Here is a 23,717-nt window from a genome sequence, read left to right on the forward strand (position 1 = left end):
TCGCGCTCGCTTTCGAACGCGGAAGTCTACGGAGCGCCGGGCCCCTCCTCCAAAATCCGGCGGAAGGGCCCGGGGGCCGGCGGGTCAGGGATCACAGGCGGTGATCAGCCCGGCCACCTCCTCGGAGATCGCCCGGGCGAGCACGTCGAGGTCCGGTACGGCCTGCGCGTCGGCGACGAGGCCGAAGTGCACACCGCCCCGGTACGTCGAGATCGCGACGGCCAGGGACTGGCCGCGGGCCAGCGGGGCGAAGGGGTAGACCTCGGCCACGGGGTGGCCGCCGAGCTTCAGCGGGATCCCGGGCAGCGGCACGCTGGTGACGAGGATGTCGAACCAGAGCCGGGCGGCCTGGGCGACCAGCGGTCCGGCGAAGCGGTGCCCGAGCGCCGGCACGTGGTCGGCGAGCAGGGCGACGGCCCCGGCGCCCCGGTAGGGGCCCGCGTCCTTGTTGCGGTCCATGGCGGCACGGACCGCGGCGAGGCGGCGCAGCGGGTCCGCGTCCTCCACCGGGAGCCGCATCAGATAGCCGGAGAGACGGTTGCCCTGGGGGTGCGCGGTGCGCGGGCGGCGCCGGGAGACCGGGATCAGGGCGCGGGGCGCGACGCCCTCGCTGCCGTCGCCGCGCTCGTCGAGCCAGCGGCGCAGCGCGCCGGCCACGACCGCGATCAGGACGTCGTTGACGGTGCCGCCGACGGCCTTGCGGACGAGGTGGACGTCGTCGATGTCGACGACGACGCCGGCGGTACGGCGGGTGCCGCTCGGCTCGGCCGTGAGCGCGGCCGTGGAGCGGGTGGCCAGGGTCGACACGGCGACGGAGGCCCCGATGTCCAGAGCCCGGCCCACGTCGGACACGGCGCCGCGCACCAGGTCGGGGAGCCCGCGCACATCGGGCAGACGGCCGCGCCCGGGCTCCTCGGGGCGGGGCCGGCGGACGGGCAGGTCCATCGGGTCGAGGACGGCCGCCGCGAGCGTCAGGGCCCGCAGGCCGTCGGCGAGGGCGTGGTGGAACTTGAACAGCACGGCGAACGACACTCCGTCCTCGCCGGGCAGCACATGCGCCTCCCAGGGGGGCCGGCCGCGCTCCAGGGGGCGCTCCATCAGCCGTCCGGCCGCCGCCTGGAAGTCGGCGGCCGGCGCGTGCAGCCGGACGTGGTCGAGCGGGTCGAAGTCGGGGGCGGGCTCGCGGGCGGCACCGCCGAAGGAGAACGGCGCCCGCAGCAGACCGCGTGGGCGCCAGGCGTCGCGGATGCGCATGCGCAGCCCCGGCACGGCCGCGGCCCGCGCGGCGAGCAGGTCGGCCGCGTGGGCGCCGGCGGTCGGTGTGTGCGCCGCGAACACGCCGAGCGCCCCCAGGTGCATCGGGTGTTCGGCGGACTCGATGTTCCAGAACGCAAGGTCGAGAGGTGCGAGCAGGTCGGAAGTCAATGGCTTGCCTCGCGTCGGCGAAGGATGGATCAGCAGTCAATCGCTCACTGGCGATTACAGTCAAGTACGATCAGGCTACGCACAGTTAACACCAGATTACATCCCGCCTCGCGGGGAGGCAGCGGACTCATGGTGCCTGTGAGGTCACCCCACCACAGGGAGCGGCACCGGGCATCTTGTGCGCGTCACCCGGGAGGCGTCATGCAGCGGCCGTCGCCGACGGCCGCTACGGCACCCGCTGGCCCTTGCCGAGCGCGATCACACCGCCCGGGGAGACCGTGTAGAGCTCCACGTCCCGGTCGGGGTTGACGCCGATCGTGGCGCCCGGCGGCACGTCGACGTTCTTGTCGAGGACGGCGCCGCGCACCACCGCGCCCCGCCCGATGTGCACGTTGTCGTGCAGCACCGACCCCTGCACGACCGCCCCCGGGTCGACCACCACACCCGGCGACAGGACCGACCGGGTGACCTGCCCGCGGATGAGGCAGCCGGCGCTGATGATGGACTCGCCGGCGATGCCGCCCGCGTTGAAGCGGGCCGGGGAGAGCTGGCCCGAGTGGGTGTAGATGGGCCAGCTGCGGTTGTACAGGTTGAACGCGGGGCGCTCGGCGATCAGGTCCATATGGGCGTCGTAGTACGCGTCCAGGGTGCCCACGTCCCGCCAGTAGCCGCGGTCGCGGCTGGTCTCGCCGGGGACGTGGTTGGCGCTGAAGTCGTACAGCTGGGCCTCGCCCCGCTCGGTGAGCTGGGGCAGGATCGAGCCGCCCATGTCGTGCACGGAGTGCTCGTCCTCGGCGTCCCGCTGGAGCGCCTCGATGAGCGCCTTGGTGGTGAAGACGTAGTTGCCCATGGAGGCGAACACGCTCTCCGGGTCGTCCGCGAGGCCCGGCGGGTCGGCCGGCTTCTCCAGGAAGCTCCGCACGGTCTGCCCGTCCGGGCCGGCGCTGATCACCCCGAAGGCCGAGGACTCCGCGCGCGGCACCCGGATGCCCGCCACCGTGACGCCCGCGCCGCTGTCGATGTGCTGGGCCAGCATCTGGCGCGGGTCCATGCGGTACACGTGGTCGGCGCCGAAGACGGCGACGTACTCGGGGCGTTCGTCGTGGATCAGGTTCAGCGACTGCAGGATGGCGTCGGCGCTGCCCAGGTACCAGCGCGGACCGAGCCGCTGCTGGGCCGGGACCGGGGTGACGTAGTTGCCGAGCAGGCTGGACATCCGCCAGGTCGTGGTGATGTGCCGGTCCAGCGAGTGCGACTTGTACTGCGTGAGGACGCAGATGCGCAGGATTCCGGCGTTGACGAGGTTGGACAGGACGAAGTCGACGAGCCGGTAGGTGCCGCCGAAGGTGACCGCCGGTTTCGCGCGGTCGGCGGTCAGCGGCATCAGGCGTTTGCCCTCCCCGCCCGCAAGAACTATGCCGAGTACCGAAGGTCCACCACCGCGCATGGCCGCTCCCTCACCCCTGGTTGATTCCCAGCCTGCCCGGAGCGGCGCGCGCTAAGCCTGTTTCAGGATCTCCCCGTAGAGCCGGACCGTGCGGCGGGCCACGGCGTCCCAGCCGAACTCCCCCACCGCGCGCTCCCGCCCGGCCTCGCCCATCCGCCGGGCCGCCTCCCGGTCCCCCACCACCGCGTCCAGGGCCCGTGCGAGGCCCGCCTCGAAGTCGTCGTCCAGCGGGACCAGCAGTCCCGTCCGGCCGTCCTCGACGACCTCCGGGATGCCGCCGACCCGTGACGCCACGACCGGGGTGCCGCAGGCCATCGCCTCCAGATTGACGATGCCCAGCGGCTCGTACACCGAGGGGCAGACGAACACCGCCGCGTGCGTGAGGAGTTGGATGACCTCCGGGCGCGGCAGCATCTGCGGGATCCAGTGCACCCCCGCGCGCACCCGGCTCAGCTCCTCGTACAGCTCGCGGAACTCGCGGTCGATCTCCGGGGTGTCGGGGGCGCCCGCACAGAGCACGACCTGCGCGGCGGGGTCGATGTGCCGTACCGCGCGCAGCAGATGGGGCACGCCCTTCTGACGGGTGATGCGGCCGACGAACAGCACGTAGGGACGGTCGGGGTCGAGTCCGAAGCGGGCGAGGACGTCGGTGCGCGGGTCGGGGTGGTACAGGGCGGTGTCGATGCCGTTGTGCACGACGTGGACGCGGTCCGGGTCCAGCGCCGGGTAGCAGCCGAGGATGTCCTCGCGCATGGCGCCGGAGACGGCGATCACCGCGTCGGCGGACTCGACGGCGGTGCGCTCCGCCCAGCTCGACAGGGCGTACCCGCCGCCCAGTTGCTCGGCCTTCCAGGGCCGCAGCGGTTCCAGGGAGTGCGCGGTCAGCACGTGCGGGATGCCGTACTGGAGCTTGCCGAGGTGGCCGGCGAGGTTGGCGTACCAGGTGTGGGAGTGGATCAGCTCGCGTCCGGCGAGCGCGGCGGCCATCGCCAGGTCCACCGAGAAGGTGCGCAGCGCGTCGTTGGCGGTGTCGAGCGCCGGCCAGGGGCGGTGCCGTCGCACGCCGACCGTGCGGCCCTCACCCCAGCAGTGCACCTCCAGGTCGACGAGCTCTCGCAACTCCCGCGCCAGGAACTCGACATGGACGCCCGCGCCGCCGTACACGTCCGGCGGGTACTCCCGGGTCAGCAGTCCCACTCGCACCCGGAACCCCCTGTCTCGACGGCTGATTGTCCTCATGGTCACCCAGATGGGGCGTGTGGGGAAGAGCGCGGGGGCCGGGTGAGGCAGCAGTCGCCGCACAGGCCGCCGCCGGGCACCCGGTAGTAGAGGCAGCAGCTGCGGCGCCGGAAGGCCGTCCCCGTGCGGGTGCCGGTGCCGGCGAGCAGGGGGTGGGCGAGGAGCCGGGCGGTCAGGTCGCGGGAGCGGGCGGCGGCGTCGGACCGGCCGTGGGCGCGGGCCCACCCGTCGAGCTGACGGGCGGCCGCCGCGAGGGCGGACGCGGCGTTGCCCCACAGCAGGCCGTGTGCCACCCGGTGCCGTCGGCCCAGCGCGCCGGCGAGGGGTTCCAGGTGCCCGTGCAGGACCACGTCGGCGACGGTCCCCGGGTCGGCGCGCCGTGCGCGCACCTCGCCGAGCCACAGGTCGTCCGGCGCGGCGGCGCCGGGGTCCCAGTGCAGCAGCTCCGGGTCGAGGTCGGGGACGCTCCCGTACAGCGCGGCGCAGCCCAGGGCGACCGACCAGAGGCGGGCGGCCAGGCCCTGCTGGGCGACGGACGCCGCGACCCGGTCCTCCCCGGTCCGCAGGACGCGCGCGACATGCCGCAGCCGCAGGTCCAGGGGGTTCCCGTCCGCGTACGCCCGGGCCAGGGGCGTCCCGGCCCGCGGCGCGTCCAGGGAGGTGCGCAGGACGAAGAACCCGCCGAGCGGGCGGAGCGCGCCGAGGCCGGGGTCCAGGTCCACGAGAAGCAGTAGTACCAGGCCCCTGCGAGCACACCGGCCACGGGTGTCCTCCCTCCGGGCACCCGACTGGAGGATGACACCGCCGCCGTCGTACTCCATCAGCAGTACGACACAGTGCGTGCTCTGGGACGACGACGGGAAGAGCCGCGCACGGCATCGTGTTGGGCATGAAGGCCGACCGTTCGCCGCGCCGGGGTCACGGCCCCCGCCCTGCGCAGAGGAGCTGCCCATGAGCGCCCTCGCGTTGTCCGTGCTGCTCTCCCTGGTCTCGGCCGTCGCCTACGCGGGCGGCGCGATCGTGCAGGAGCGGGTCGCGGTGTCCTCCCCCGGGCAGCAGTTCGCGCCGATGCGCCGGCCGGGCTGGTGGGCCGCGGTCGCGCTGAACGGCCTCGGCGGAGTGCTGCACGTGGCGGCGCTGGCGTTCGGCCCGCTGAGCCTGGTGCAGCCCCTCGGCGCGCTGACGATCGTGTTCGCGCTGCCGATGGCGGCGCTCTTCGTGGGCCGCAGGGCCGGCGCGACGGCCTGGCGGGGTGCCGTGATGGCGACCGTCGGCCTGGCGGGCCTGCTGTCCCTGGTCGCCGCGTCCCCGGCGCAGTCGCTGGACGCGGCCGAGCGGGTGGCCGTGGCCCTGGTGACCGGCGGAGTCGTCGTGGCGCTGATGGTGGCGGGCCGGGCCGCCCACCGGCACCCGGCGGTGCGCAGCACGCTGCTCGCGACCGGGTCGGGCGTAGCGTTCGGCATGTCCTCGGTGTTCACCAAGGTCGTCGCGGTCGACTGGGACGGCGGGGTGTCCCCCGGCGACCTTCCGGCGCTCGGTACCATCGGGGTCTTCGCGACGGCCGGCCTGCTGCTGTCGCAGGCCGCCTACCGGGGCGCGGGCCTCGCGGCGCCGCTGGCCACGCTGACGGTGGTGAACCCCGTCGTGGCGGCAGCCGTCGGCCTCACCCTGTTCGGTGAGGCCTTCCGGTACGGCACCACCGGGACGGTGCTCGCGCTCGGCTGCGGTGTGGTGGCCGCGGGCGGCCTGATCCTGCTGACGACGGAGCGCCTCGTGTCCGCCGCACCCGTCCCGGCGCCGGAGGCGGTCCCCTCCCCGCCACGCGGGGAGATCGTCGTCCCGGACGTGCTCGACGACCTGCTCGTCCCGGAGCGGGCGCCCCAGGCGGCCGCACGGGACCCCTGGCCGCAGCCCGTCTGCCTGTACGGCCTGTTCCCCGGCCCCCACGACCCGCCGCCGGCGCTCGACCCGCACCGGGTCGGGGTCACATCCTGACGCCGCCCGCCCGCAGATAGGCCACCGGGTCGACGTCCGAGCCGAAGCCCGGGCCCGTACGCACTTCGAAGTGCAGGTGCGGGCCCGTGCTGTTGCCCGTGGACCCGGACCGCCCGATGCGCTGCCCGGCGCCGACGGACTGCCCGTCCTTCACGGAGATCGCGGAAAGGTGCGCGTACTGGGTGTAGCGGCCGTCGGCGTGCCGGATCACCACCTGGTAGCCGAACGAGCCCTCCCAGCCGGCGCCCACCACCGTCCCGGAGCCGACGGACCGCACGGATGTGCCGGTCGGAACGGGGAAGTCGACCCCCGTGTGGTAGCCCTTCGACCAGGACGAGCCCGCCTTGCGGTAGGGCGTGCCGGTGCTCGCGCCGACCGGCGCGACCAGCGAGTGGCCGCTCTTCGCGACGCGTTCCTCGCGGTCGGTGGACGGCTTCGCCCGGGCCGGCTCCTCGGCGGGCTTGCGGGCGGGGGCCTTCGGGGCGGCCTTGCCGTGCAGCGCGAGGCGCTGGCCCGGCAGGATCAGGTCGGGGTCCGCGCCGACGGTCGCGCGGTTCGCGGCGTACAGGCCCCGCCAACCCCCTCGCACCTTCCGCTCTTCCGCGATCCGGGACAGCGTGTCACCCGCCACCACCGTGTACATCTCCGCCGTGCCCGCGCGGGACTGGGGCGTGGTCTGCGGCTGGACGTCCTGGACGGAGGTCTTCCTCGTGGCGGCCGAGGCCGGGTGGACGCCGAGGTCCTCCTCGCCCCTGGTCAGCCCGGCCCGGACCGAGCACACCGGCCAGGCACCGGGCCCCTGCCCGTCGAGCACCTTCTCGGCCACGGCGATCTGCTGGTCCCTGGTGGCCAGATCGGCGCGGGCCGCGTACCGGGTGCCGCCGTACGCCTCCCAGGTGGACTGGGCGAACTGCAGACCGCCGAAGTAGCCGTTGCCGGTGTTGACGTGCCATCGGCCGGTGGACTCGCAGGCGGCGACCTTGTTCCAGGTGTCCATGTCGGCGGCCTGCGCGACGCCGGTGCCGATGAGCGGGAGCGCGATCCCCGCGCCGCCCGCGGTGACGGTGAGCGAGGCGCGGTTGATCCTGTTCGGCTGGTACCGGCGGTGCCGGCCGCGTACGGCCATGGAGGAGCCCCCCTCGACGTGCGTCAGGAGGGGCAAAAGTAAGCGCCGCGAACAGGCCATGACAAGACGGCAAATCAGCCGCCTGTTCGCGCCAAGTGGCGCGGAAGGGGCGCTCTTTGGCGTACGCGCGGTACGACTGAGTGCGCCGGGGCCTTCCGTGCGTATGTGCCTGCGACATCACGCCACCCTGATGCGCGGTCGCCGTAGCGGCACGTCAGGATGGACGAGGGGCAATACTGGCGGGCGTGACCGGCACCGCTGCCATTTCGAGATCACTAGGAGCCAACGGCATGAGCACTTCGGCGCAGATCGGCGTCACGGGTCTCGCGGTCATGGGCCGCAACCTCGCCCGCAACTTCGCCCGCAACGGCTACACGGTCGCGGTGCACAACCGGACGCCCGCGCGCACCCGGGCCCTGGTGGACGAGTTCGGCGACGAGGGCGACTTCATCGCGGCCGAGACCGCCAAGGAGTTCGTGGCGGCGCTGGAGCGCCCGCGGCGGCTCGTCATCATGGTGAAGGCCGGTGAGCCGACCGACGCCGTGATCCAGGAGTTCGCGCCGCTGCTCGAACCCGGCGACATGATCATCGACGGTGGCAACGCGCACTTCGCGGACACCCGCCGCCGTGAGCGGGACCTGCGGGAACAGGGCATCCACTTCGTCGGCATGGGTGTCTCCGGTGGTGAGGAGGGCGCCCTCAACGGGCCGAGCATCATGCCGGGCGGCCCGAAGGAGTCGTACGACTCGCTGGGCCCGATGCTGGAGAAGATCTCCGCCAAGGCGAAGGACGGGGCGCCCTGTGTGACACACGTCGGCCCCGACGGCGCCGGGCACTTCGTGAAGATGGTGCACAACGGCATCGAGTACGCCGACATGCAGCTCATCGGTGAGGCGTACCAGCTGCTGCGGGACGTCGCCGGCTACGAGCCCGCGCAGATCGCGGAGATCTTCCGCACCTGGAACCAGGGCCGGCTGGACTCCTACCTGATCGAGATCACCGCCGAGGTGCTGTCCCACGTGGACGCGGCGACCGGCAAGCCCTTCGTGGACGTCGTCGTCGACCAGGCCGAGCAGAAGGGCACGGGGCGCTGGACCGTGCAGATCGCGCTCGACCTCGGGGTGCCGGTGTCCGGCATCGCGGAGGCCGTCTTCGCCCGGTCGCTGTCCGGGCACGCGGCGCTCCGCGAGGCGTCGCGGGGGCTGGCCGGCCCGAAGGCCGCGCCGCTGAGCGAGTCGGAGGCCGCGGCCTTCGCCGACCGCGTCGAGCAGGCGCTGTACGCCTCGAAGATCGTGTCGTACACGCAGGGCTTCCACGAGATCGACGCGGCCCGCGCCGAGTACGACTGGGACATCGACCTGGGCGCCGTCGCGGCGATCTGGCGCGGTGGCTGCATCATCCGCGCGGCGTTCCTGGACCGTATCCGGGCCGCCTACGACACCCGCCCCGACCTGCCGAGCCTGCTGTCCGACGAGACCTTCGCGCAGGAGATCGCCGACGCGCAGGACGACTGGCGCGAGGTGCTGATCGCCGCGACCCGCGAGGGCGTGCCCACGCCGGGCTTCGCGGCGGCCCTCGCCTACTACGACGCGCTGCGCGCGGAGCGGCTGCCGGCCGCGCTCACCCAGGGGCAGCGGGACTTCTTCGGCGCCCACACCTACCGACGGGTCGACCGGGACGGCTCGTTCCACACGCTGTGGGGCGGGGACCGCTCGGAGGTCCCCGCCTAGCCTCCGCGTCCGCCTCGTCGGTTCGTCCGCCCCGCGCCCGGTCCTCGACCCGGGCGCGGGGCGGACGGCTGTCCGGGTGAGCCCGGCCGCCCCGAGTGGCGCCCCCCGGGTGGCGGGCGCCCGGCCACCCGCCCAGGCTGTCCTGCGCCGGGGCCGCCACGATCCGTGAAGACGGGCGACGCCCCAGGCGACGTCGACGCCGGTGTGGCAGGGACACCTCAGGGACGGCATCACATGGCGGAACAGGACATCGGCACGCGCTGCCCGCCGCCCGGTCACGGCCGCGCCCGGCACGGGAGGCGCGGGCTAGGGGCACTCCGCGGCGGCCTTGGTCACGGCGGGAGCGGTTCTCCTCGTCGCTCTCGGCCCCGCGGCAGGCGCCGCCGAACCGCGGCCGCTGGTGCCGACGGGCTTCGTGCCCGATCCCTGCCCCGACGGCCGAGCCGGTGACCGGCCGGGGCGGACACCTGGGGACGTCGGACCGGACCGCCGTCCAGCGGGTGACGACCACGAGCACGGTGCCTACGCTGGTCCTGTCGGGGGCGTTCGGCGCGCAGACCGGGGCCCGCTGAGGCGTCTACGTTGCCCGCACCCCGTCCCGCTCGACCACGGTCCGCATCCCCGGCGTCGGCCACTGCGTCGTACCGCGGTCGCCGTGCGCGCAACGGGTCCTCGCCTCCTTCCCGACCCGCCCGACCGCACCCGGCACCGGCCGCGTGGCGGGACCGGCCCCGAAGCCGTTCACGCTCACTTCCCCACCGAAGCCCGTGTCCTCCACTCCCCTTTCCCACCGGAGACCGCATGACCGCCGCCCGTCCACGGCCCTGGCTGCTCGCCGCGGCCGCCGCCGGCGTTCTCGTCACCGGTCTCGTGGTGCCACCCGCCCACGCCGACGGCGGCGGGGCGGCCCCGCTCGGCACGGTCGCCCGCACCGCGGGGTCCGCCCGCTACACGCCCGGCCCGTGTCCGAGGACCGCCGATCCGGTGCCCGCCCTGGAGGGGGCCCGCTGCGGCACCCTGACGGTGCCCGAGAACCGGTCGCGGCCAGGCGGACGCCGGATCACGCTCGCGGTGGCGGTCGTCCCGGCGGTCACGCGGCGGGCGTCCGACCCGATCGTGTGGTTCGCGGGAGGGCCCGGCGACGACGCGGTGTCCGAGGCCCAGCTCGCCGTGGACGGCGGCCTGAACCGCGACCGGGACGTCGTGTTCATGTCGCAGCGCGGCACCTACTCGGCCCACCCCGCACTGACCTGCCCGAACATCGACAAGTTCAACGCCCGCTCGGTCGGCCTCGTCCACGGCGCCCCGTCCACCGGCCGGCTGCACGTCCGGGCGACCCACGCGTGCCGGGACCGGCTGGCCCGCCTCGGCGCGGACCTGCCGGCGTACGACACGTCCGAGAGCGCCGCCGACTACGCGGACCTGCGGGCCGCGCTGGGTCTGCGCCGGTGGAACGTCTTCGGCATCTCCTACGGCACCGACCTCGCGCTCACCTACATGCGCCGGTACCCGCAGGGCGTCCGGTCCGTCGGCATCGACGGCGTCCTGCCGCCCTCCCTGGCGGGCGCGGGCCTGACCTGGAGTGCGGCACGGCAGGGCTTCGACGGGCTGTTCCGCGCCTGCGCCGAGCAGTCGGCGTGCGCCCGCCGCTACCCGGATCTGCGCGGTACGTTCGAGCGCCTGGTACGCCGGCTGGAGGCCCACCCGGTCACCACCACGGTGCGGGTGCCGGACCGGCCGGACCCGGTGAGGGTCGTGCTGGACGGCGGCGTCCTGGTGAACTGGCTGACCTCCGCGACCCATGTGCCGGCCGGCGTGCCACGGTCCATCGACGCGCTGGCCCACGGCGACCCGACGCGGATCGCCGAGCAGTGGGCGGGCGGCAAGCTCAGCCCGCAGGCCGTCGGACGGCTGGCCCACGGCCTGGCGTACGGCGTCTTCTGCCGGGAGTGGACACCGTACGAGAGCGAGGCCGACGTGATCCGCGCCGGGCGGCGCGCGTTCCCCTCGTTCCCCCGCTCGGTGCTGGCCAACGCCCCGCAACTGCCGTTCCTGCACGCGGACTGCCGTGCCTGGAACGTCCCCCCGGCGCCCGCGTCGATCCGGAACAAGACCCGCAGCGCCATCCCGACGCTCGTCATGTCGGCCGGTTTCGACGCGCAGACAGGCGAGAGCAACGGGGCGTACGTCGCCCGCACCCTGAGCCGGTCCACGGTGGTCACGGTCCCCTACGTCGCCCACGTCGCCTTCGCGGATTCGCCGTGCGCGCAGTCCCTCACGGTGTCGTTCTTCCGGACGCCGGCCGCGGCGGACCGGTCGTGCCTGGCGACCGTGCGCCCGCCGCGGTTCGAGACCGCGCCGTAGCCCGCCCGGACCGGCGGGTCAGCTCAGCGGCGGCCCGGGCTCGGGGTTCGGCACCGGTTCGGGCCCCGGCGGGATCGGCGACGGGGCGGGCCCCGGCGGCACGGGGTCCGGCGGCGACGGCGGGCCCGGCGGCACCGGATCCGGTGACGGGGGCGGGCCCGGCGTGGGCGGCGGCGGCCCGGGGGCCGGGGGCTGGGGAGCCGGCGGGGGCTCCGGGGTCGGGACCGGATGGGGCTCCGGGGCCGGCGCCGGTCCGGGGACCGGATCCGGATACGGGTTCGTCATGGCGTCCTCCAGCCACTCGACGCACGTCGGCTCTGGACTACTGCCCCGCATACCCGGGACGGGCGCGGGCAGTCACCCGCCCGCACCACGCACGGCCCGCCCCGAGACCGTCAGAACCGCCCGGGATGCGCCCGCAGCCATTCCTTCGCGGCGGCGAGCAGCTCCGGGTCGGCCGCGGGGGCCTCGTCCGGGTGCCGCTCGGCCCACTTGGCGACGTACGGGCAGAGGGGTACGACGGCGACGCCCTCGCGCTCCGCCATGCGGTACAGCTCGCGGGCGAGGGAGCCGGCGATGCCCTTCCCCTCGTGCGCGGGCTCCACGACGGTGTGGACGGGGACGAGGGCGCGGGACGGTTCGTCGAGGACGAAGTACTCGATACGGCCGACCACCTCGTCGCCCTGGACCGCCTCCAGACGGCCCGCCGCCCGATCGTCGCGGATCTCGATGTCGCTCATCGCACGCTCCTGCTCCTTGGACTCAGGCCACCGGCACGGCCTGCGGGCTGCGCTCCTGGTCGGAGCCCGGCACCGGCTCGGACGGGTCCGCGCCGAGGGCGACGATCCGGTTGGCGCCGTCCACGTGCACGACGCGCGGCTCGAACTCCCGCGCCTCGGCGTCGGTCATCTGAGCGTAACTGATGATGATCACCAGATCGCCGGGGTGGACGAGATGGGCGGCGGCCCCGTTGATCCCGACGACGCCGGACCCGCGCTCGCCCTCGATGACGTACGTCTCCAGACGGGCGCCGTTGGTGATGTCGACGATGTGGACGAGCTCCCCGGGCCACAGATCGGCGGCGTCGAGCAGATCCGCGTCGATGGTCACCGATCCCACGTAGTGCAGGTCGGCCTGGGTGACGGTGGCGCGGTGGATCTTGGACTTGAACATGGTGCGCAGCATTTTCAACTCCTGGAAGACGGCTCCCTGCCCGCTTTGTGCAGGTCAAAGGCGTCGTTCACTGTACACGGGCGTGCCTTCGACTCGAAGACCCTCCACACCATCGTGCGCCGTGGCGAGCGGGCTTCTCACCTGCGCGATCTCTGGCGACCGATTCGAAGCGGAGCGGAGCGAACGCATCGAGGGCACGGAGCGCGCCCCGGCGGCGCCCACCCGTGCCGGCCGTCGAACGCGTCCTGGCAGCTGCGGCGAGCAACTACCGGAAACGCACGTCAAAACGTTCATTCGAGCATGCGTACACCCAGGTCACACAACAATGCTGCGCGGACGAAAACCGGAACGAGAGCGGGTGCACAACCCAGGGGGATTCGAATTTTGCATATCATCCGAGCTTCGCAAGGACTCTTGCCTTGATCCCGCGCTCTGCAGCTAGCTATTGCTGCGCCCGCTTCCTGGCCCGGGTTCCCGATGAACCCTGGGCCGACCGACGGCACATCGGCCAGTCCCCTGGGCCGTCGGTCAGGGATGTGGTCGCGCAACCTGCACGTGAGGAGTGGTCATGAAGAAGGCATACGAGGCACCGACGCTCGTCCGGCTCGGTACCTTCCGGAAGGAGACGGGGCTTCTCCAGCGCCACGGCAACGACCGGCTGATCCTGAGCAAGAACTGACGACCGACGGCCCTTGACCCGACGTCATGACTGAACTGCACGAAAGTGCGGGGACGGGCCCCGGCGACGCGCACTTCGCGGTCTTCACGGACCGTGCGGACGCGGCCGCCGCGGCCCGCTCCTTCGCCCGCCCCGGAAGCCGGACCCTCGCGCACCCGTCGGGCCGGCCCTGGCTGGTCGGCCACTGGCACGACGACGAGGTCGTCACGGCCGGCGCCGGCGGCGCCTCCCTCGCCGTCGTCGGCTGCTGTCCGGTCGACGCCGACGATTTGCAGCGCCGGGCCGCACGGTTGCGTGATCTCACGGAGCTCGACGCGCTGGCCCGATCCCTCCCTGGCAGTTTTCACCTCGTCGGCGCCCTCGACGGACAGATCAGGGTCCAGGGCACCGCCTCCGGACTACGACTCGTCTTCCACGCGGAGATCGACGGCGTGCGCGTGGCCGCGACCCGCGCCGACATGCTGGCCACCGTCCTGGGTCTGGACCCCGACGTGGAGGAACTGGCCGTACGGTTGCTGTGGCCCGCCCCGTATCCGCTCTTCGAGACTTCGATGTGGCGTGGGGTCACCGCCGTCCCTCCGCAGGCCGCCGTGGTCGTCGCAGCGGACGGGCGCACGGTACGGCACACTCAGTGGTGGACGCCGCCGGAGCCGGTCCGGCCGCTCACCGAAGCGGCGCCCCTGATCCGGAGGGCACTGCAGGAGGCCGTCGACGCGCGTACCCGTCAGGGCGGCGTGGTGAGCTGCGACCTGTCGGGTGGCCTGGACTCGACCTCCGTCTGCTTCCTGGCCGACCGCTCTCCCGCCCGCGTGGTGGCCAGTACGTGGCCGGGACGTGATCCGGCGGACACCGACCTGTCCTGGGCCGAGCGGGCGATGGGGTACCTGCCGGACGTCGAGCACGTGGTCTGGGACGCCGACGCCTCGCCGCTGGTCTACGAGGATCTGCTCGGCATCGACGACCTCCTCGACGAGCCCACCATCGGCGTCATGGACCGCTCCCGGGTCCTGCACCACCTGCCCGGCCTCGCCGCACGAGGCAGCCGGTTGCACCTGACCGGCATCGGCGGCGACCACGTGGCATGGTGCTCCGAGGCGTACTACCACCGGCTGCTGCGCACCCGTCCTCTTTTCGCCCTGCGCCAGTTGCGCGGGTTCCGGGCGCTGTGGCAATGGCCGCTCGGCGGCACACTCCGCGCTCTCGCCGACTTCCGGCCGTACGGGAAGTGGCTCGCCGACGCCGCCGGTGGCCTACGTGGCCCGCTGCCCCCGTCCGTCGCAACGGGTCTCGGCTGGGGCATGGCTCCTCGCCTGTTCGGCTGGGTGACCCCGGAGGCCGAGCGGATGGCCCGCCGCGCACTGCTCGACGCCGCGGCGACGGCCTCCCCGCTGCACCCGGACCGCGGGCTCCACACCGACCTGGAGCAGATCCGCTCGTGCGGCCGTGTCATCCGGCAGTGGGACCGGATGGCGGCCCGCGCCGGCCTGCCGATGGCCTCCCCCTTCCTCGACGACCGGGTCATCGAGGCGTGTCTCGCCGTACGTCCGGGCGAACGCGTCACGCCCTGGCGGTACAAGCCCGTCCTGAGCGCCGCGATGCGCGGGATCGTGCCCGAGCAGTGCCTGCGACGCAGCAACAAGGCCGCGGCCTCCATGGACGCGTCCAACGGGCTGCGTGAACACCGCGCCGACCTGCTGGCCCTGTGGGAGGACTCACGGCTGGCAGAGCTGGGCCTGGTGGACGACGCCGAGCTGCGCCGCCTCGCCCGGCGACCCGCCTCCCCAGGGCTCTCCGACGCCATCCTCTACTCCACGATCGCCGCGGAGGTGTGGCTGCGCGGGCTCGCCCGCGGCCGCACCCGGGTCCCGCAGCCCTGACCGCATCCTCTCTCGCACACGACAGAAAGGCGCTCACATGCCCCTGCGCTTCGGCGACAACGTCTCCGCGGCCGAGACCGACTACGGCACCGTGCTGCTGGACGAACAGGCTGGTGCGTACTGGGAGTTGAACCCGACGGCCACCTTGGTGGTACGGACGCTGCTGGACGGCGGCGAGGAGGCGGAGGCGGCCGCCGCCCTGGTCCGGGAGTTCGACATCGACCAGGCCCAGGCCCTGCGGGACGTCGAGACGCTCGTACGGGAGCTGCGCGACTCGGGGCTCGTCTCATGACGACGCCCAGCGCGCTGGAGCGGCCCACCGGTGTGCCCCTGGCCCGACGCCTGACCGCCCGCCTCGTCCTGCTGCCGGCCATCGCCTTGGCCCTGCTGCCGCCCCGCCACCTCCGCACCGTGCTCGGTGTGCTGCGGCGCGGCGCCGCGCCGGCGACCACCGCACAGGCCCAGAACGCACGCGACGCCATGTGCGCCGCCAGTCTGCGCTGCGCCGGACCGAAGGGGTGCCTGCCGCGCTCCCTGGGAGCGGCACTGCTGTGCCGGCTGGGCGGAACATGGCCGTCCTGGTGCACCGGCGTACGGGTCACGCCGCCCTTCACCGCGCACGCCTGGATCGAGGCGGAGGGCCGTCCCGTCGGCGAGGGCGTCCCGGAGGGCTACTTCGCCCGGCTGGTGGCCGTCGATCCGCTGCCGCGGCCTACTGAACGATGACCGGCGCGACGGTCCCGCACGGCGGACGGGCCGCCGTCACCGAAGCCGACAAGTCCACCCTGGCGGCGGTGGCCACGATGTACCGGCTCACCGCCGGGCATCGCAGCTCCATCGCCGTCGCCAGCGTACTGACCCTCGTGGGCTCCGCCCTGGGACTGGCCCAGCCACTCGTCGCCAAGCAGGCCGTCGACGCGAGCGGCCGCGGGCAGGTCATCTGGCCGCTGCTGGCACTCCTGGGCACGCTCTTCGTCGTCGAGGCGGCGACGGGGGCCGCAGGACGCTTCCTTCTGGAACGGATGGGCGAAGGCGTCGTACGGCAACTCCGGCACGGGCTGGTGGATCGGCTGCTGCGGCTGGAGATGAGGGAGTACCACCGCCACCGGGGCGGCGACCTCATCTCCCGGGTGACGGCCGACACCACCTTGCTGCGGGAGGTCGTCTCGCAGGCCCTGGTCGATCTCGTGACGGGAAGCCTGGTCGCCGCCGGCGCGATCGCCCTCATGGCGTGGCTGGACCTTCTGCTGCTGCTCCTGGTCGCCGTGACCGTGGCAGCGGCGGCCGTGGTGGTCGCCTCACTGCTCACGGGCATCAGGAACGCGTCCGAACACATGCAGGGCTCGGTCGGTGCCGTCGCCGCCGATATGGAACGCGCCCTGGGCGCCCTGCCGATGGTCCGCGTGCACGGCGCCGAGGAGCGCGAGGCGGCCGGTATCGGCGCCCGCGTGGAGGCGGCCTACGGCGCGGGGGTGCGCACGGCGAAGCTCGCCTCCGTGATGAGCTCCGCCGTCGAACTCGCCGTTCAAGGCTCCTTCCTCATCGTCCTGGTCGTCGGCGGCCTGCGCGTGGGCGGTCATGCCGGCTCCCTCGGTGACCTCGTGGCGTTCCTGCTGTACGCCTCGTACCTCGTCCTGCCGCTGTCCTCCGTCTTCCGCGCCGTGGGCCTCGTCCAACGCGGGATGGGCGCCTACCAGCGCATCGACGAGGCACTCCGCCTTCCTGTGGAGCCCACCGCGCCCCAGATCCCGAAAGACCGCGCACCCACACTGCGGCCGACCCTGCCGTCCGGCTCCCGCGAGCAGCCCGTCCTCGCCCTGCGCGACGTCCACTTCGGCTACGACCCTGAGCGGCCAATCCTGCGCGGTGTCTCGTTCGCTGTCCCGAAGCGCCGGCACGTGGCCCTGGTGGGCCGGTCCGGCGCCGGGAAGAGCACGGTGTTCGCCCTGGTGGCGCGGTTCTACGAGCCAGACGCGGGCACCTTGCTCTTCGATGGGCGGCCTGCGGCCGAACTCACCCGTGGCGCCTGCCGCCGGCGTATCGCCGTGGTCGATCAGAACGCCCATGTCGTCCACGGCACCTTGCGCGACAACATCACCTACGCGGTGCCCGACGCCACGGAGGCGGAGATCCGGCGCGTCGTCGAACTGGCCAGGCTCGACGAGGTCGTCGACCGGCTGCCCGGGGGCCTGGCCGCTGTCATCGGTGAACGCGGCGGCAATCTCTCTGGCGGTGAACGTCAACGCGTCGCCCTCGCCCGCGCGCTGCTGGCCCGCCCTTCACTGCTTCTGCTGGACGAACCCACCTCCCACCTCGACGCGATCAACGAATCGGCGCTCACCTCCGTCATGAAGGACGTCGCCCAGGAATGCGCCCTGTTGGTCATCGCCCATCGCCTGTCCACCGTGCAACACGCCGACCACATCGTGGTGCTCCAGGACGGCCGCACGGCCGCCGGCGGACGCCACGAGGAATTGCTGGTCAGCAGCGCCCTCTACCGCGAACTGGCCGCGAGCCAGATGCTCCGGGCCGGCGGGAAGCCCGGGACCGGCAAGCGAGGGCGGGCGGGCGGTTGAAGCGTTCTGCGTTCGCGACCCGGCCGGCCGAGATCCGGACCCATGTACGGGCCACCGGCCATTCTCCAAGGGAATGTCTCGAAGATGGTCCAGGTCACCGGCTCGGCCAGGGGCTTGTGACGCCCCGGCGTTGGGGCGCCACCGGGGACTGCCTGTCAGGCAGGCAGTCCCCTCTCAGTCTCGTTCCGGAACGGCCATTTCCCCGAGTAGTGACCAACCCTCCTGCGGAACCGTGACGTTGACGATCTCCGGGGTCCGTACGAGGTGGGGCGGCAGGGTGCTCCGTGCCGCGGTGAAGTGGTCCGAGGTGACGTGGGCCACCCCGGCCTCGTCATCGCGGAAGGCTTCGACCAGCACGTAGACCGTGGGGTCCTCGACACTGCGGGACCAGTCGAACCACAGGCATCCGGGCTCGGCGCGGGTGGCCTGGGTGAACTCGCGGGTGATGTCCGGCCAGGCGTCGGCGGATTCGGGCAGAACGTGGAACTTGGCGGTGATGAAGATCAAGGGGGGTCTCCCTGAGGCGTATCGGTCGGCGATCCGTTCACGGAACGAGAATCGCCCGTCCTCGTACCCGGCCTGCGTCGAGGTCGTCCAGGGCGTCCTGGAAGCGGTCAAGGGGGTACGGGGTGGTGTGCAGCCGTACCTTGCCCCGGGCCGCGAGCACCATCAGTTCGCACAGGTCGTTGTAGGACCCGACGAGGTTTCCGATGAAGTTGATCTCGGCGGAGATGATGTCGATGGTGGGTACGTCGATGTTCTCACCGTAGCCGACCACGTGGTAGTCGCCCGCCCGTCGCAGCATGCGCACGCCGTCGCGCGTGGCGCCGCCTTCGCCGACGAAGTCGATCACGGCTTCGGCTCCGTCCCCGCCGGTGAGGGCGAGGACCTCCTCGACCTGATCGCCGCCGCTCAGGACGCCGTGGTCCGCTCCGATCGAGAGGGCCAGCTTCAACGCGTCGGGATTCCGGTCGACGACCACGATCTCGGCGGCGGTCAGTGCCTTGAGGACCTGCACGCCGATGTGTCCGAGTCCGCCCGCGCCGATGACCACGCACCGGTCGCCCGGGCGGAGACGGCGGGCCGCCTTGGCCACGGCGTGGTAGGCGGTGAGACCGGCGTCGGCCAGCGCCGCGACGTCAGCGGGTTCCAGGGAGTCGTCGATACGGACGACGCTGCGGGCGGAGGTCTTGAGGTACTCGGCGTAACCGCCGGCGGTGTCGATGCCGGGGAACTGGCTCTGCTCGCAGTGCACGTCATCGCCCGAGCGACACGCCCGGCACAGCCCGCAGGTGATCAGCGGGTGGACGATGACCTTGTCGCCCTCGGCGACGTTGGTGACGGCACTGCCCACCGCGTGCACCCAGCCGGCGTTCTCGTGCCCGATCGTGTACGGCAGCGTGACGCCCGACTTCTCGGCCCACTGGCCCTCGAGGATGTGCAGATCGGTGCGGCAGACGCCGGCCCCGCCGATCTTCACGATCACGTCGTACGGGCCGGTGACCGAGGGAGCCGGTACGTCTGCCAGCTCGAGGTTGCGGTCGTATCCGACGACCTGGACTGCCTTCACGGGGTGGGCTCCTTTTCGGGGCTGAGGAGAGTGGTGTCTTCCGGGCGGGGCGACTGGTCCGGGGCGGCGTCCGGGTAGCGGGTGCGCAGAAGGGCACGGCAGAAGTGCGCGTTGCCGTCGATCGACAGGCGGACCGACCGGGCGAAGCGCAGCCGCAGCGGGATCTCGCCCGCCGGGTAGGGCAGTCCATGGTCGTCGACCATGGCGGGGTCGGAGGGTGATATGCCGAGCCCCAGGGCCTCGCGGCGTTGCAGCAGGGCGCGTGTCGCTTCGGTGCTCGGAAGATCGCCGAGCACGATGCCGTGCAGTCGTTCCTCGGTGAGCGAGGTGTCCTGCCGCAGCAGCGCGGCGAGCGCGCGTTCCATGGCGGCGGCGTGGGCTTTGCGGCGGAAGATCAGCCGCAGTTCCTCGAGGTCCTTCTCCGCCTCGGCTCCGAAGGTCCCGCGGTAGCCGGCGTCGGCGGCCAGTCCGCGGTTGATCAGGTCCGAGTCGTGATGGTCGTCGAGCAGCACCGTGACCGCGCCGACGCCGGGGAGGGCCGTCAGGACGTCTTTCGCGTCGGACGCCATGAGGTAGGCGAAGTTCGGCGCGCAGAACGAGGTCGGCAGCCGCAGGTGCACGGTCAGCCGGTGATCGCCGTCGGTCTCGATGGACCGTACGAAACCGAGGTCCGTGATCGGTTCGTCCAGCTCAGGATCGAGGACCTTGTCGAGCGCCTGCCGGGCCCGCTCCTCCAGTGTCGCGGCACGTGTCTCGCGCGCCGGGGCGTGCACCGCCATCTCACACCCCCGCCGGCTGGGCCAGGGCGTGTTCGGCGGGGACCGGGATGTCGTACAGGGCCGCCGCGTTCAGCCCGAGGATCTTCTTCTTCTGTTCCACGGTGATCGGCGGGTACTCCTCCTGCATGTCCTCGGGGATCTGGAAGTCGACGAACCTCTCGATCAGCCAGCGGGGAGTCCACAGCGCGTAGTCGCTGGAGAACTGGATGCGGTTCTCGTCGAGCCAGAACAGGAGCTCGCCGATGATCTGTGCGAAGTACCGGGGACGGCGGTGGATGAAGGGCATGGCGACCGCGAGACCGGCGTGCACGTTCGGTTCCTGCGTGGCTATCCAGCAGAAGTCCTCGAGGCGGGGCAGTCCGCAGTGCTCCACGACGAAGTTCAGTTCCGGGAAGTCGCTCGCGGCCTTGTCGACATCCGCTACGTCGAAGGCGTCCCTGTCGAGCGGCCGGATCGTCGGACCCTTGTGGATGTGGATGTTCTTGATGCCCACTTCCTGGGCTGCCTCCAGGTAGCGGTACGACCACGTGTCGTCGAGTTTGTAGCCGCGTGAGTCGCCGTGCCATTCCGCGGTGTACAGCTTGGCGCCCTTGAGCCCGAACCGTGCCGCGTCCCGGCGGAGCTGTTCGAGCCCCTTCTGCTCGAGACGTGGGTCCCAGCAGTGGTTGTAGGTCAGCCGGTCGGGGTGCTGCTGCGCCAGCGCGAAGGCTTCTTCGGCCTGGCCGAAGCCGCTTTCGAAGAACGCTCCGAGATGGGCGGGCTGGAAGATCGCGTGGTCGACGTGCCCGTCGTCGAAGAGGTCCTTCATCAGGCGCCGACCGCCGTAGTAGAGGAAGTCCTCGTACGGCCACAGCTCGGCTTCCGGGCTGAGGTTGCGGTGATAGTCGTAGAAGCAGTCGATGAACTGCTTGCCGTGGATGTTGAGCTGGTTCGAGGGGCGCGCGTCCCACAGTGCGACGTGCGCGTCCACGATGAAGTAGTTCTCGCCGTCCTTGGCGTACATGTCGGTCTCCGTCCCGGTGACGACCGTGTTTCGGAGAGCGACGTTAGGCAGTGTCACGGCGATGGGGCAGGCCCGTACCGTCTCACTTTGAGACAGTCGGCCGGGAACGCTGTCCGGCACCCGCGTCGTAGCCTGATCGCAGATCGACGCACGGGCTCAGTGTGGAGGCCGCAGTGGACCAGAACCGCAATCCGGCGCCCGTCGCCCGCCACGAGGACGAGGCGACGGCCGCAGAAACAGCCCTGCTGACGCCCCGCCTGCAGGCATCATGGCAGCGCAGCCGACGGTACGGCCTGACTCCGGAGGACCTGCAGCCCGACTTCACGGGCACGGTGGACACCGAGTGCCTGCTCTACGAATGCGGCCACGAGGTGCTTCAGGGACTCAAGGACACGCTGGCCAACGAACCGGTCGGCATGATGCTCACCAGCAGCGACGGCTTGGTGCTGTCCCGCTCGTGCAGCGACTCCTCGGTCAGCCGGTCCCTCGACCGAGTCAACCTCGCCCCCGGCTTCTCCTTCTCCGAGAGCAACGCCGGCACCAACGGGATGGGCCTCGCCCTCGCCGACCGCGCACCCTCGTTGGTACGCGCCGAGGAGCACTACTGCACCAGCCTGCGGCAGTACACCTGCGCTGCGGCACCTGTGCTCGACCCCCTCACCGGGGAACTCGCGGGCAGCATCAACCTCACCACCTGGTCGGACTCCTCATCGAAGCTGCTCCTGGCGCTGGCGCAGGCGGCGGCAGGGAACACGGCCGCCCTGATGCTCGCCCGCACCACCGGCAGGAAGCCGCGTCCGGCTCCTCGCGGCGAGGTGTTTCAGGTGTTCGTGCACCGGGCCCAGCCGGGGAGCGAGTCCCTCCTCCTCTCCTCACGCTGGACGGACGCGGTCGCGGAAGCCCGTACCGCCCTGGCCGAGGGCCGGCTCCTCGCCGTGGTGGGAGAGTCCGGAACGGGCAAGTCGACCCTTGCGGCCCTCGCCCGGCGCCAGGTGCGATCCCGGGAACGCATCCTGTGCGCCCGTCCGCCGCTGGCCGCCGACATCACGCCGTGGATGGGGATCTGGGCCCCGGAGCTGGCCAAGACCGACACCTGCGTCATCACCACAGGGGTCCACACACTGCCCGCGTGGGCAGCCGAAGACCTGGCCGAGCTGCTCTCCGGCGGACCGCGCGGGAACACCGCGGACCAGCACCCCGACCTGCACCCGGCCATCATCACCGCCGAGAACTACGCGCGCATCCCCCAAGCCCTGCGCTCACTGGTCGGCGCCGTGGTGGAAGCGCCCACCCTGCGTTCCCGCCCCGACGACATCCTTCCCCTGGCGGACCACTTCGCCCGCGGGTTCCGGGGCCGCCCCCTCACCTTCTCCCCTGCCGCCGCCCGGGCGCTGTCCGACTACCACTGGCCGGAGAACAGCAGGCAGCTCCAGCGGACCGTACGCGACGCCGCTTCCCGCACGGACGTCGTCGACCTCCGGCACCTCCCCGCCGAGGTCTTCGTCGGCACGCCCCATCGGCTCAGCCGGATACAGGCCATGGAACGGGACGAGATCGTCAGATGTCTCACCGAACCGGCCACCACAGTGGCGCAGGCTGCGGACGCCCTCGGCATGAGCCGGGCGACCATCTACCGCAAGATCGCCCAATACGACATCACCATTCCCCGCCCGTACCCGATGAGCAGGCTCAGTCCGCGAGGTCGGCCTTGCCGAACAGGACCGCGTAACTGGAGGGGAGCTGGCTGAGGATCTGGTTCAGCTCTCCGCCGGTGACAGCGTCGGCGACAGTGGTCAGGACCGCGCTGGCGTCCCATTCCGCCGTACGAGGCCGGGCATCGGTGCGCTCGGCGACCCGGCGGTAGAACTCTTCGATCCCGAAGCTTCGCGCCTGCTGCGGCATGGCATCGTCCAGGACTTGCCGCAGCGGGCCGGGCAGCTGCGATGCGAGGTCCTTGACCTCACCCGGGCTGATCCGTTGGGCCAGCACTTCCAGCACGGCGTTGGTGACGTCCGCGGCTTCGTTCTGGTCGTTGTATTCGCCTCGCTCGCGCACACGGGCGAGGAATCCGTCGTATTTCATAGCTGACTTCCTTCTGCCTTGGTCACCGCTGGCTCATAGGGGGCGCCCACTGCGTCGTCGGGGCGGGGCCGGGTCCGTCCGCCGGCGCGCAGCTGCCGTTCGCAAGGCCCTTGGCCCGGTTGGTCGTCGAGGCGTTGTCCTCGGCGCATTCAGGGCGCTGCCCGGTCCGGTGCCCGGGCGGTGACGGCGGGCTCCTGATCGCCTCCTTCCTCCTTCTCCTGATCTCATCGTCCGCCGTTCGTCATGCGAGCCATGCGGACTCTTTGTGGCGTGTGTGGGGGGAGGCGTCCGAGTGGCCCGCGACGGCTGATGTGCCCGTGGTGCCGGGGACGGCCGAGTGTCCCAGGTGTCGGTGGATGTAGTGGATGCTCATTGAGCCTTCGCCGGCTGCGGAGGCTACGCGTTTGACGGAGCCGCTGCGGACGTCGCCGACGGCGAAGACTCCGGGGAGGCTGGTTTCCAGGCTCATGCAGGTGCGTCCGCGGCTCTGCCAGGTTTCGGGGGTGGTGCAGGCTTCCTGGGCTTCGGGTCCGGTGAGGATGAAGCCGCGGGAGTCGAGGGCGAGGGTGCCGGTGAGCCATTCGGTGTGGGGGTCGGCGCCGGTGAAGACGAACAGGCTTCGTGCGGGCAGGCGGCGGTGCTCGCCGGTGCG

The 23,717-nt window shown here is 72.4% G+C and carries 21 protein-coding genes and 1 pseudogene; 9 read left to right on the top strand and 13 right to left on the bottom strand.

The window, feature by feature from the left end:
* Window positions 1–84: 84 nt before the first annotated feature.
* The 4 genes from ABZ899_RS28795 to ABZ899_RS28810 form a co-directional block, all read right to left on the bottom strand.
* The gene (locus tag ABZ899_RS28795; protein WP_361351371.1) at window positions 85–1,425 is read right to left on the bottom strand and encodes a wax ester/triacylglycerol synthase family O-acyltransferase; all 1,341 of its coding nucleotides are present in this window, start codon (window positions 1,423–1,425) and stop codon (window positions 85–87) included.
* A gap of 226 nt (window positions 1,426–1,651) precedes the next feature.
* Window positions 1,652–2,872: a glucose-1-phosphate adenylyltransferase gene (glgC, locus tag ABZ899_RS28800; RefSeq protein WP_361351373.1), complete on the bottom strand. Its 1,221-nt coding sequence runs from the start codon at window positions 2,870–2,872 to the stop codon at window positions 1,652–1,654.
* Window positions 2,873–2,923: 51 nt separating this feature from the next.
* Window positions 2,924–4,075, bottom strand: coding sequence for a glycogen synthase (gene glgA / locus ABZ899_RS28805; protein ID WP_361351375.1), 1,152 nt, complete (start codon window positions 4,073–4,075; stop codon window positions 2,924–2,926).
* Between the two features lie 38 nt (window positions 4,076–4,113).
* Window positions 4,114–4,833, bottom strand: a complete 720-nt coding sequence (locus ABZ899_RS28810) for a (2Fe-2S)-binding protein (RefSeq protein WP_361351377.1) — start codon at window positions 4,831–4,833, stop codon at window positions 4,114–4,116.
* 229 nt (window positions 4,834–5,062) lie between these two features.
* Between ABZ899_RS28810 and ABZ899_RS28815 the strand changes: the two genes are divergently transcribed.
* The gene (locus ABZ899_RS28815) at window positions 5,063–6,106 is read left to right on the top strand and encodes a DMT family transporter (protein WP_361351379.1); all 1,044 of its coding nucleotides are present in this window, start codon (window positions 5,063–5,065) and stop codon (window positions 6,104–6,106) included.
* On the opposite strand, the gene ABZ899_RS28820 is transcribed toward ABZ899_RS28815, so the two are convergent.
* A complete protein-coding gene (locus tag ABZ899_RS28820; protein ID WP_361351381.1) occupies window positions 6,096–7,232 on the bottom strand; it encodes a transglycosylase family protein in 1,137 nt (378 codons plus the stop codon). The genes ABZ899_RS28815 and ABZ899_RS28820 overlap by 11 nt on opposite strands.
* A 290-nt stretch (window positions 7,233–7,522) precedes the next feature.
* Between ABZ899_RS28820 and gndA the strand changes: the two genes are divergently transcribed.
* Together gndA and ABZ899_RS28830 are read left to right on the top strand one after the other, a co-directional pair.
* A complete protein-coding gene (gene gndA / locus ABZ899_RS28825; RefSeq protein ID WP_361351383.1) occupies window positions 7,523–8,962 on the top strand; it encodes an NADP-dependent phosphogluconate dehydrogenase in 1,440 nt (479 codons plus the stop codon).
* Window positions 8,963–9,763: 801 nt separating this feature from the next.
* Window positions 9,764–11,326: an alpha/beta hydrolase gene (locus ABZ899_RS28830; RefSeq protein ID WP_361351385.1), complete on the top strand. Its 1,563-nt coding sequence runs from the start codon at window positions 9,764–9,766 to the stop codon at window positions 11,324–11,326.
* A 395-nt stretch (window positions 11,327–11,721) separates the two neighbouring features.
* On the opposite strand, the gene ABZ899_RS28835 is transcribed toward ABZ899_RS28830, so the two are convergent.
* Window positions 11,722–12,066, bottom strand: a complete 345-nt coding sequence (locus ABZ899_RS28835) for a GNAT family N-acetyltransferase (RefSeq protein WP_361351387.1) — start codon at window positions 12,064–12,066, stop codon at window positions 11,722–11,724.
* Window positions 12,067–12,088: 22 nt separating this feature from the next.
* Entirely contained in the window at window positions 12,089–12,511 is a 423-nt protein-coding gene (gene panD, locus ABZ899_RS28840) for an aspartate 1-decarboxylase (protein WP_361351388.1), read from the bottom strand.
* A gap of 556 nt (window positions 12,512–13,067) precedes the next feature.
* Between panD and ABZ899_RS28845 the strand changes: the two genes are divergently transcribed.
* From ABZ899_RS28845 to ABZ899_RS28865, 5 genes are read left to right on the top strand one after another with little or no spacing between them, the layout of a single operon-like run.
* A complete protein-coding gene (locus ABZ899_RS28845) occupies window positions 13,068–13,178 on the top strand; it encodes a keywimysin-related RiPP (RefSeq protein ID WP_107407388.1) in 111 nt (36 codons plus the stop codon).
* Window positions 13,179–13,204: 26 nt separating this feature from the next.
* A complete protein-coding gene (locus ABZ899_RS28850) occupies window positions 13,205–15,055 on the top strand; it encodes a lasso peptide isopeptide bond-forming cyclase (RefSeq protein ID WP_361351391.1) in 1,851 nt (616 codons plus the stop codon).
* Window positions 15,056–15,092: 37 nt separating this feature from the next.
* Entirely contained in the window at window positions 15,093–15,347 is a 255-nt protein-coding gene (locus tag ABZ899_RS28855) for a lasso peptide biosynthesis PqqD family chaperone (protein ID WP_361351392.1), read from the top strand.
* Window positions 15,344–15,781, top strand: coding sequence for a lasso peptide biosynthesis B2 protein (locus ABZ899_RS28860; protein ID WP_361351394.1), 438 nt, complete (start codon window positions 15,344–15,346; stop codon window positions 15,779–15,781). The genes ABZ899_RS28855 and ABZ899_RS28860 overlap by 4 nt, the downstream gene beginning before the upstream one ends.
* The gene (locus ABZ899_RS28865; RefSeq protein ID WP_361351396.1) at window positions 15,778–17,631 is read left to right on the top strand and encodes an ABC transporter ATP-binding protein; all 1,854 of its coding nucleotides are present in this window, start codon (window positions 15,778–15,780) and stop codon (window positions 17,629–17,631) included. Before ABZ899_RS28860 ends, ABZ899_RS28865 begins: the two co-directional genes overlap by 4 nt.
* Window positions 17,632–17,805: 174 nt before the next feature.
* Here ABZ899_RS28865 and ABZ899_RS28870 read toward each other — a convergent pair whose 3' ends face one another.
* From ABZ899_RS28870 to ABZ899_RS28885, 4 genes are read right to left on the bottom strand one after another with little or no spacing between them, the layout of a single operon-like run.
* Window positions 17,806–18,138, bottom strand: a complete 333-nt coding sequence (locus ABZ899_RS28870; protein ID WP_361351398.1) for a putative quinol monooxygenase — start codon at window positions 18,136–18,138, stop codon at window positions 17,806–17,808.
* Between the two features lie 37 nt (window positions 18,139–18,175).
* Window positions 18,176–19,201, bottom strand: coding sequence for an NAD(P)-dependent alcohol dehydrogenase (locus ABZ899_RS28875; RefSeq protein WP_361351400.1), 1,026 nt, complete (start codon window positions 19,199–19,201; stop codon window positions 18,176–18,178).
* Entirely contained in the window at window positions 19,198–19,980 is a 783-nt protein-coding gene (locus tag ABZ899_RS28880) for an iron-sulfur cluster assembly protein (RefSeq protein WP_361351401.1), read from the bottom strand. Before ABZ899_RS28880 ends, ABZ899_RS28875 begins: the two co-directional genes overlap by 4 nt.
* A gap of 1 nt (window position 19,981) precedes the next feature.
* Complete coding sequence (locus ABZ899_RS28885) at window positions 19,982–20,983, bottom strand: amidohydrolase family protein (RefSeq protein WP_361351403.1); 1,002 nt, start codon at window positions 20,981–20,983, stop codon at window positions 19,982–19,984.
* A gap of 173 nt (window positions 20,984–21,156) precedes the next feature.
* On the opposite strand from ABZ899_RS28885, the gene ABZ899_RS28890 reads away from it, so the two are divergent.
* Window positions 21,157–22,731: a GAF domain-containing protein gene (locus tag ABZ899_RS28890; protein WP_361351405.1), complete on the top strand. Its 1,575-nt coding sequence runs from the start codon at window positions 21,157–21,159 to the stop codon at window positions 22,729–22,731.
* Here the strand turns inward: ABZ899_RS28890 and ABZ899_RS28895 are convergent.
* Both ABZ899_RS28895 and ABZ899_RS28900 read right to left on the bottom strand, forming a co-directional pair.
* Window positions 22,673–23,065, bottom strand: coding sequence for a DUF2267 domain-containing protein (locus ABZ899_RS28895; protein WP_361351407.1), 393 nt, complete (start codon window positions 23,063–23,065; stop codon window positions 22,673–22,675). The genes ABZ899_RS28890 and ABZ899_RS28895 overlap by 59 nt on opposite strands.
* Before the next feature lie 241 nt (window positions 23,066–23,306).
* Window positions 23,307–23,717, bottom strand: a pseudogene (locus tag ABZ899_RS28900) (cyclic nucleotide-binding protein); the annotation flags it as partial.

This window comes from Streptomyces sp. NPDC046859, assembly GCF_040645135.1.
Lineage (GTDB): Bacteria > Actinomycetota > Actinomycetes > Streptomycetales > Streptomycetaceae > Streptomyces.

Coding starts and splice junctions, on each gene's coding strand:
- glgC (WP_361351373.1), bottom strand. CDS start 2,872: ATGCGCGGTGGTGGACCTTCGGTACTCGGCATAGTTCTTGCGGGCGGG.
- ABZ899_RS28815 (WP_361351379.1), top strand. CDS start 5,063: ATGAGCGCCCTCGCGTTGTCCGTGCTGCTCTCCCTGGTCTCGGCCGTC.
- ABZ899_RS28820 (WP_361351381.1), bottom strand. CDS start 7,232: ATGGCCGTACGCGGCCGGCACCGCCGGTACCAGCCGAACAGGATCAAC.
- gndA (WP_361351383.1), top strand. CDS start 7,523: ATGAGCACTTCGGCGCAGATCGGCGTCACGGGTCTCGCGGTCATGGGC.
- ABZ899_RS28830 (WP_361351385.1), top strand. CDS start 9,764: ATGACCGCCGCCCGTCCACGGCCCTGGCTGCTCGCCGCGGCCGCCGCC.
- ABZ899_RS28835 (WP_361351387.1), bottom strand. CDS start 12,066: ATGAGCGACATCGAGATCCGCGACGATCGGGCGGCGGGCCGTCTGGAG.
- panD (WP_361351388.1), bottom strand. CDS start 12,511: ATGCTGCGCACCATGTTCAAGTCCAAGATCCACCGCGCCACCGTCACC.
- ABZ899_RS28845 (WP_107407388.1), top strand. CDS start 13,068: ATGAAGAAGGCATACGAGGCACCGACGCTCGTCCGGCTCGGTACCTTC.
- ABZ899_RS28850 (WP_361351391.1), top strand. CDS start 13,205: ATGACTGAACTGCACGAAAGTGCGGGGACGGGCCCCGGCGACGCGCAC.
- ABZ899_RS28855 (WP_361351392.1), top strand. CDS start 15,093: ATGCCCCTGCGCTTCGGCGACAACGTCTCCGCGGCCGAGACCGACTAC.
- ABZ899_RS28860 (WP_361351394.1), top strand. CDS start 15,344: ATGACGACGCCCAGCGCGCTGGAGCGGCCCACCGGTGTGCCCCTGGCC.
- ABZ899_RS28865 (WP_361351396.1), top strand. CDS start 15,778: ATGACCGGCGCGACGGTCCCGCACGGCGGACGGGCCGCCGTCACCGAA.
- ABZ899_RS28880 (WP_361351401.1), bottom strand. CDS start 19,980: ATGGCGGTGCACGCCCCGGCGCGCGAGACACGTGCCGCGACACTGGAG.
- ABZ899_RS28885 (WP_361351403.1), bottom strand. CDS start 20,983: ATGTACGCCAAGGACGGCGAGAACTACTTCATCGTGGACGCGCACGTC.
- ABZ899_RS28895 (WP_361351407.1), bottom strand. CDS start 23,065: ATGAAATACGACGGATTCCTCGCCCGTGTGCGCGAGCGAGGCGAATAC.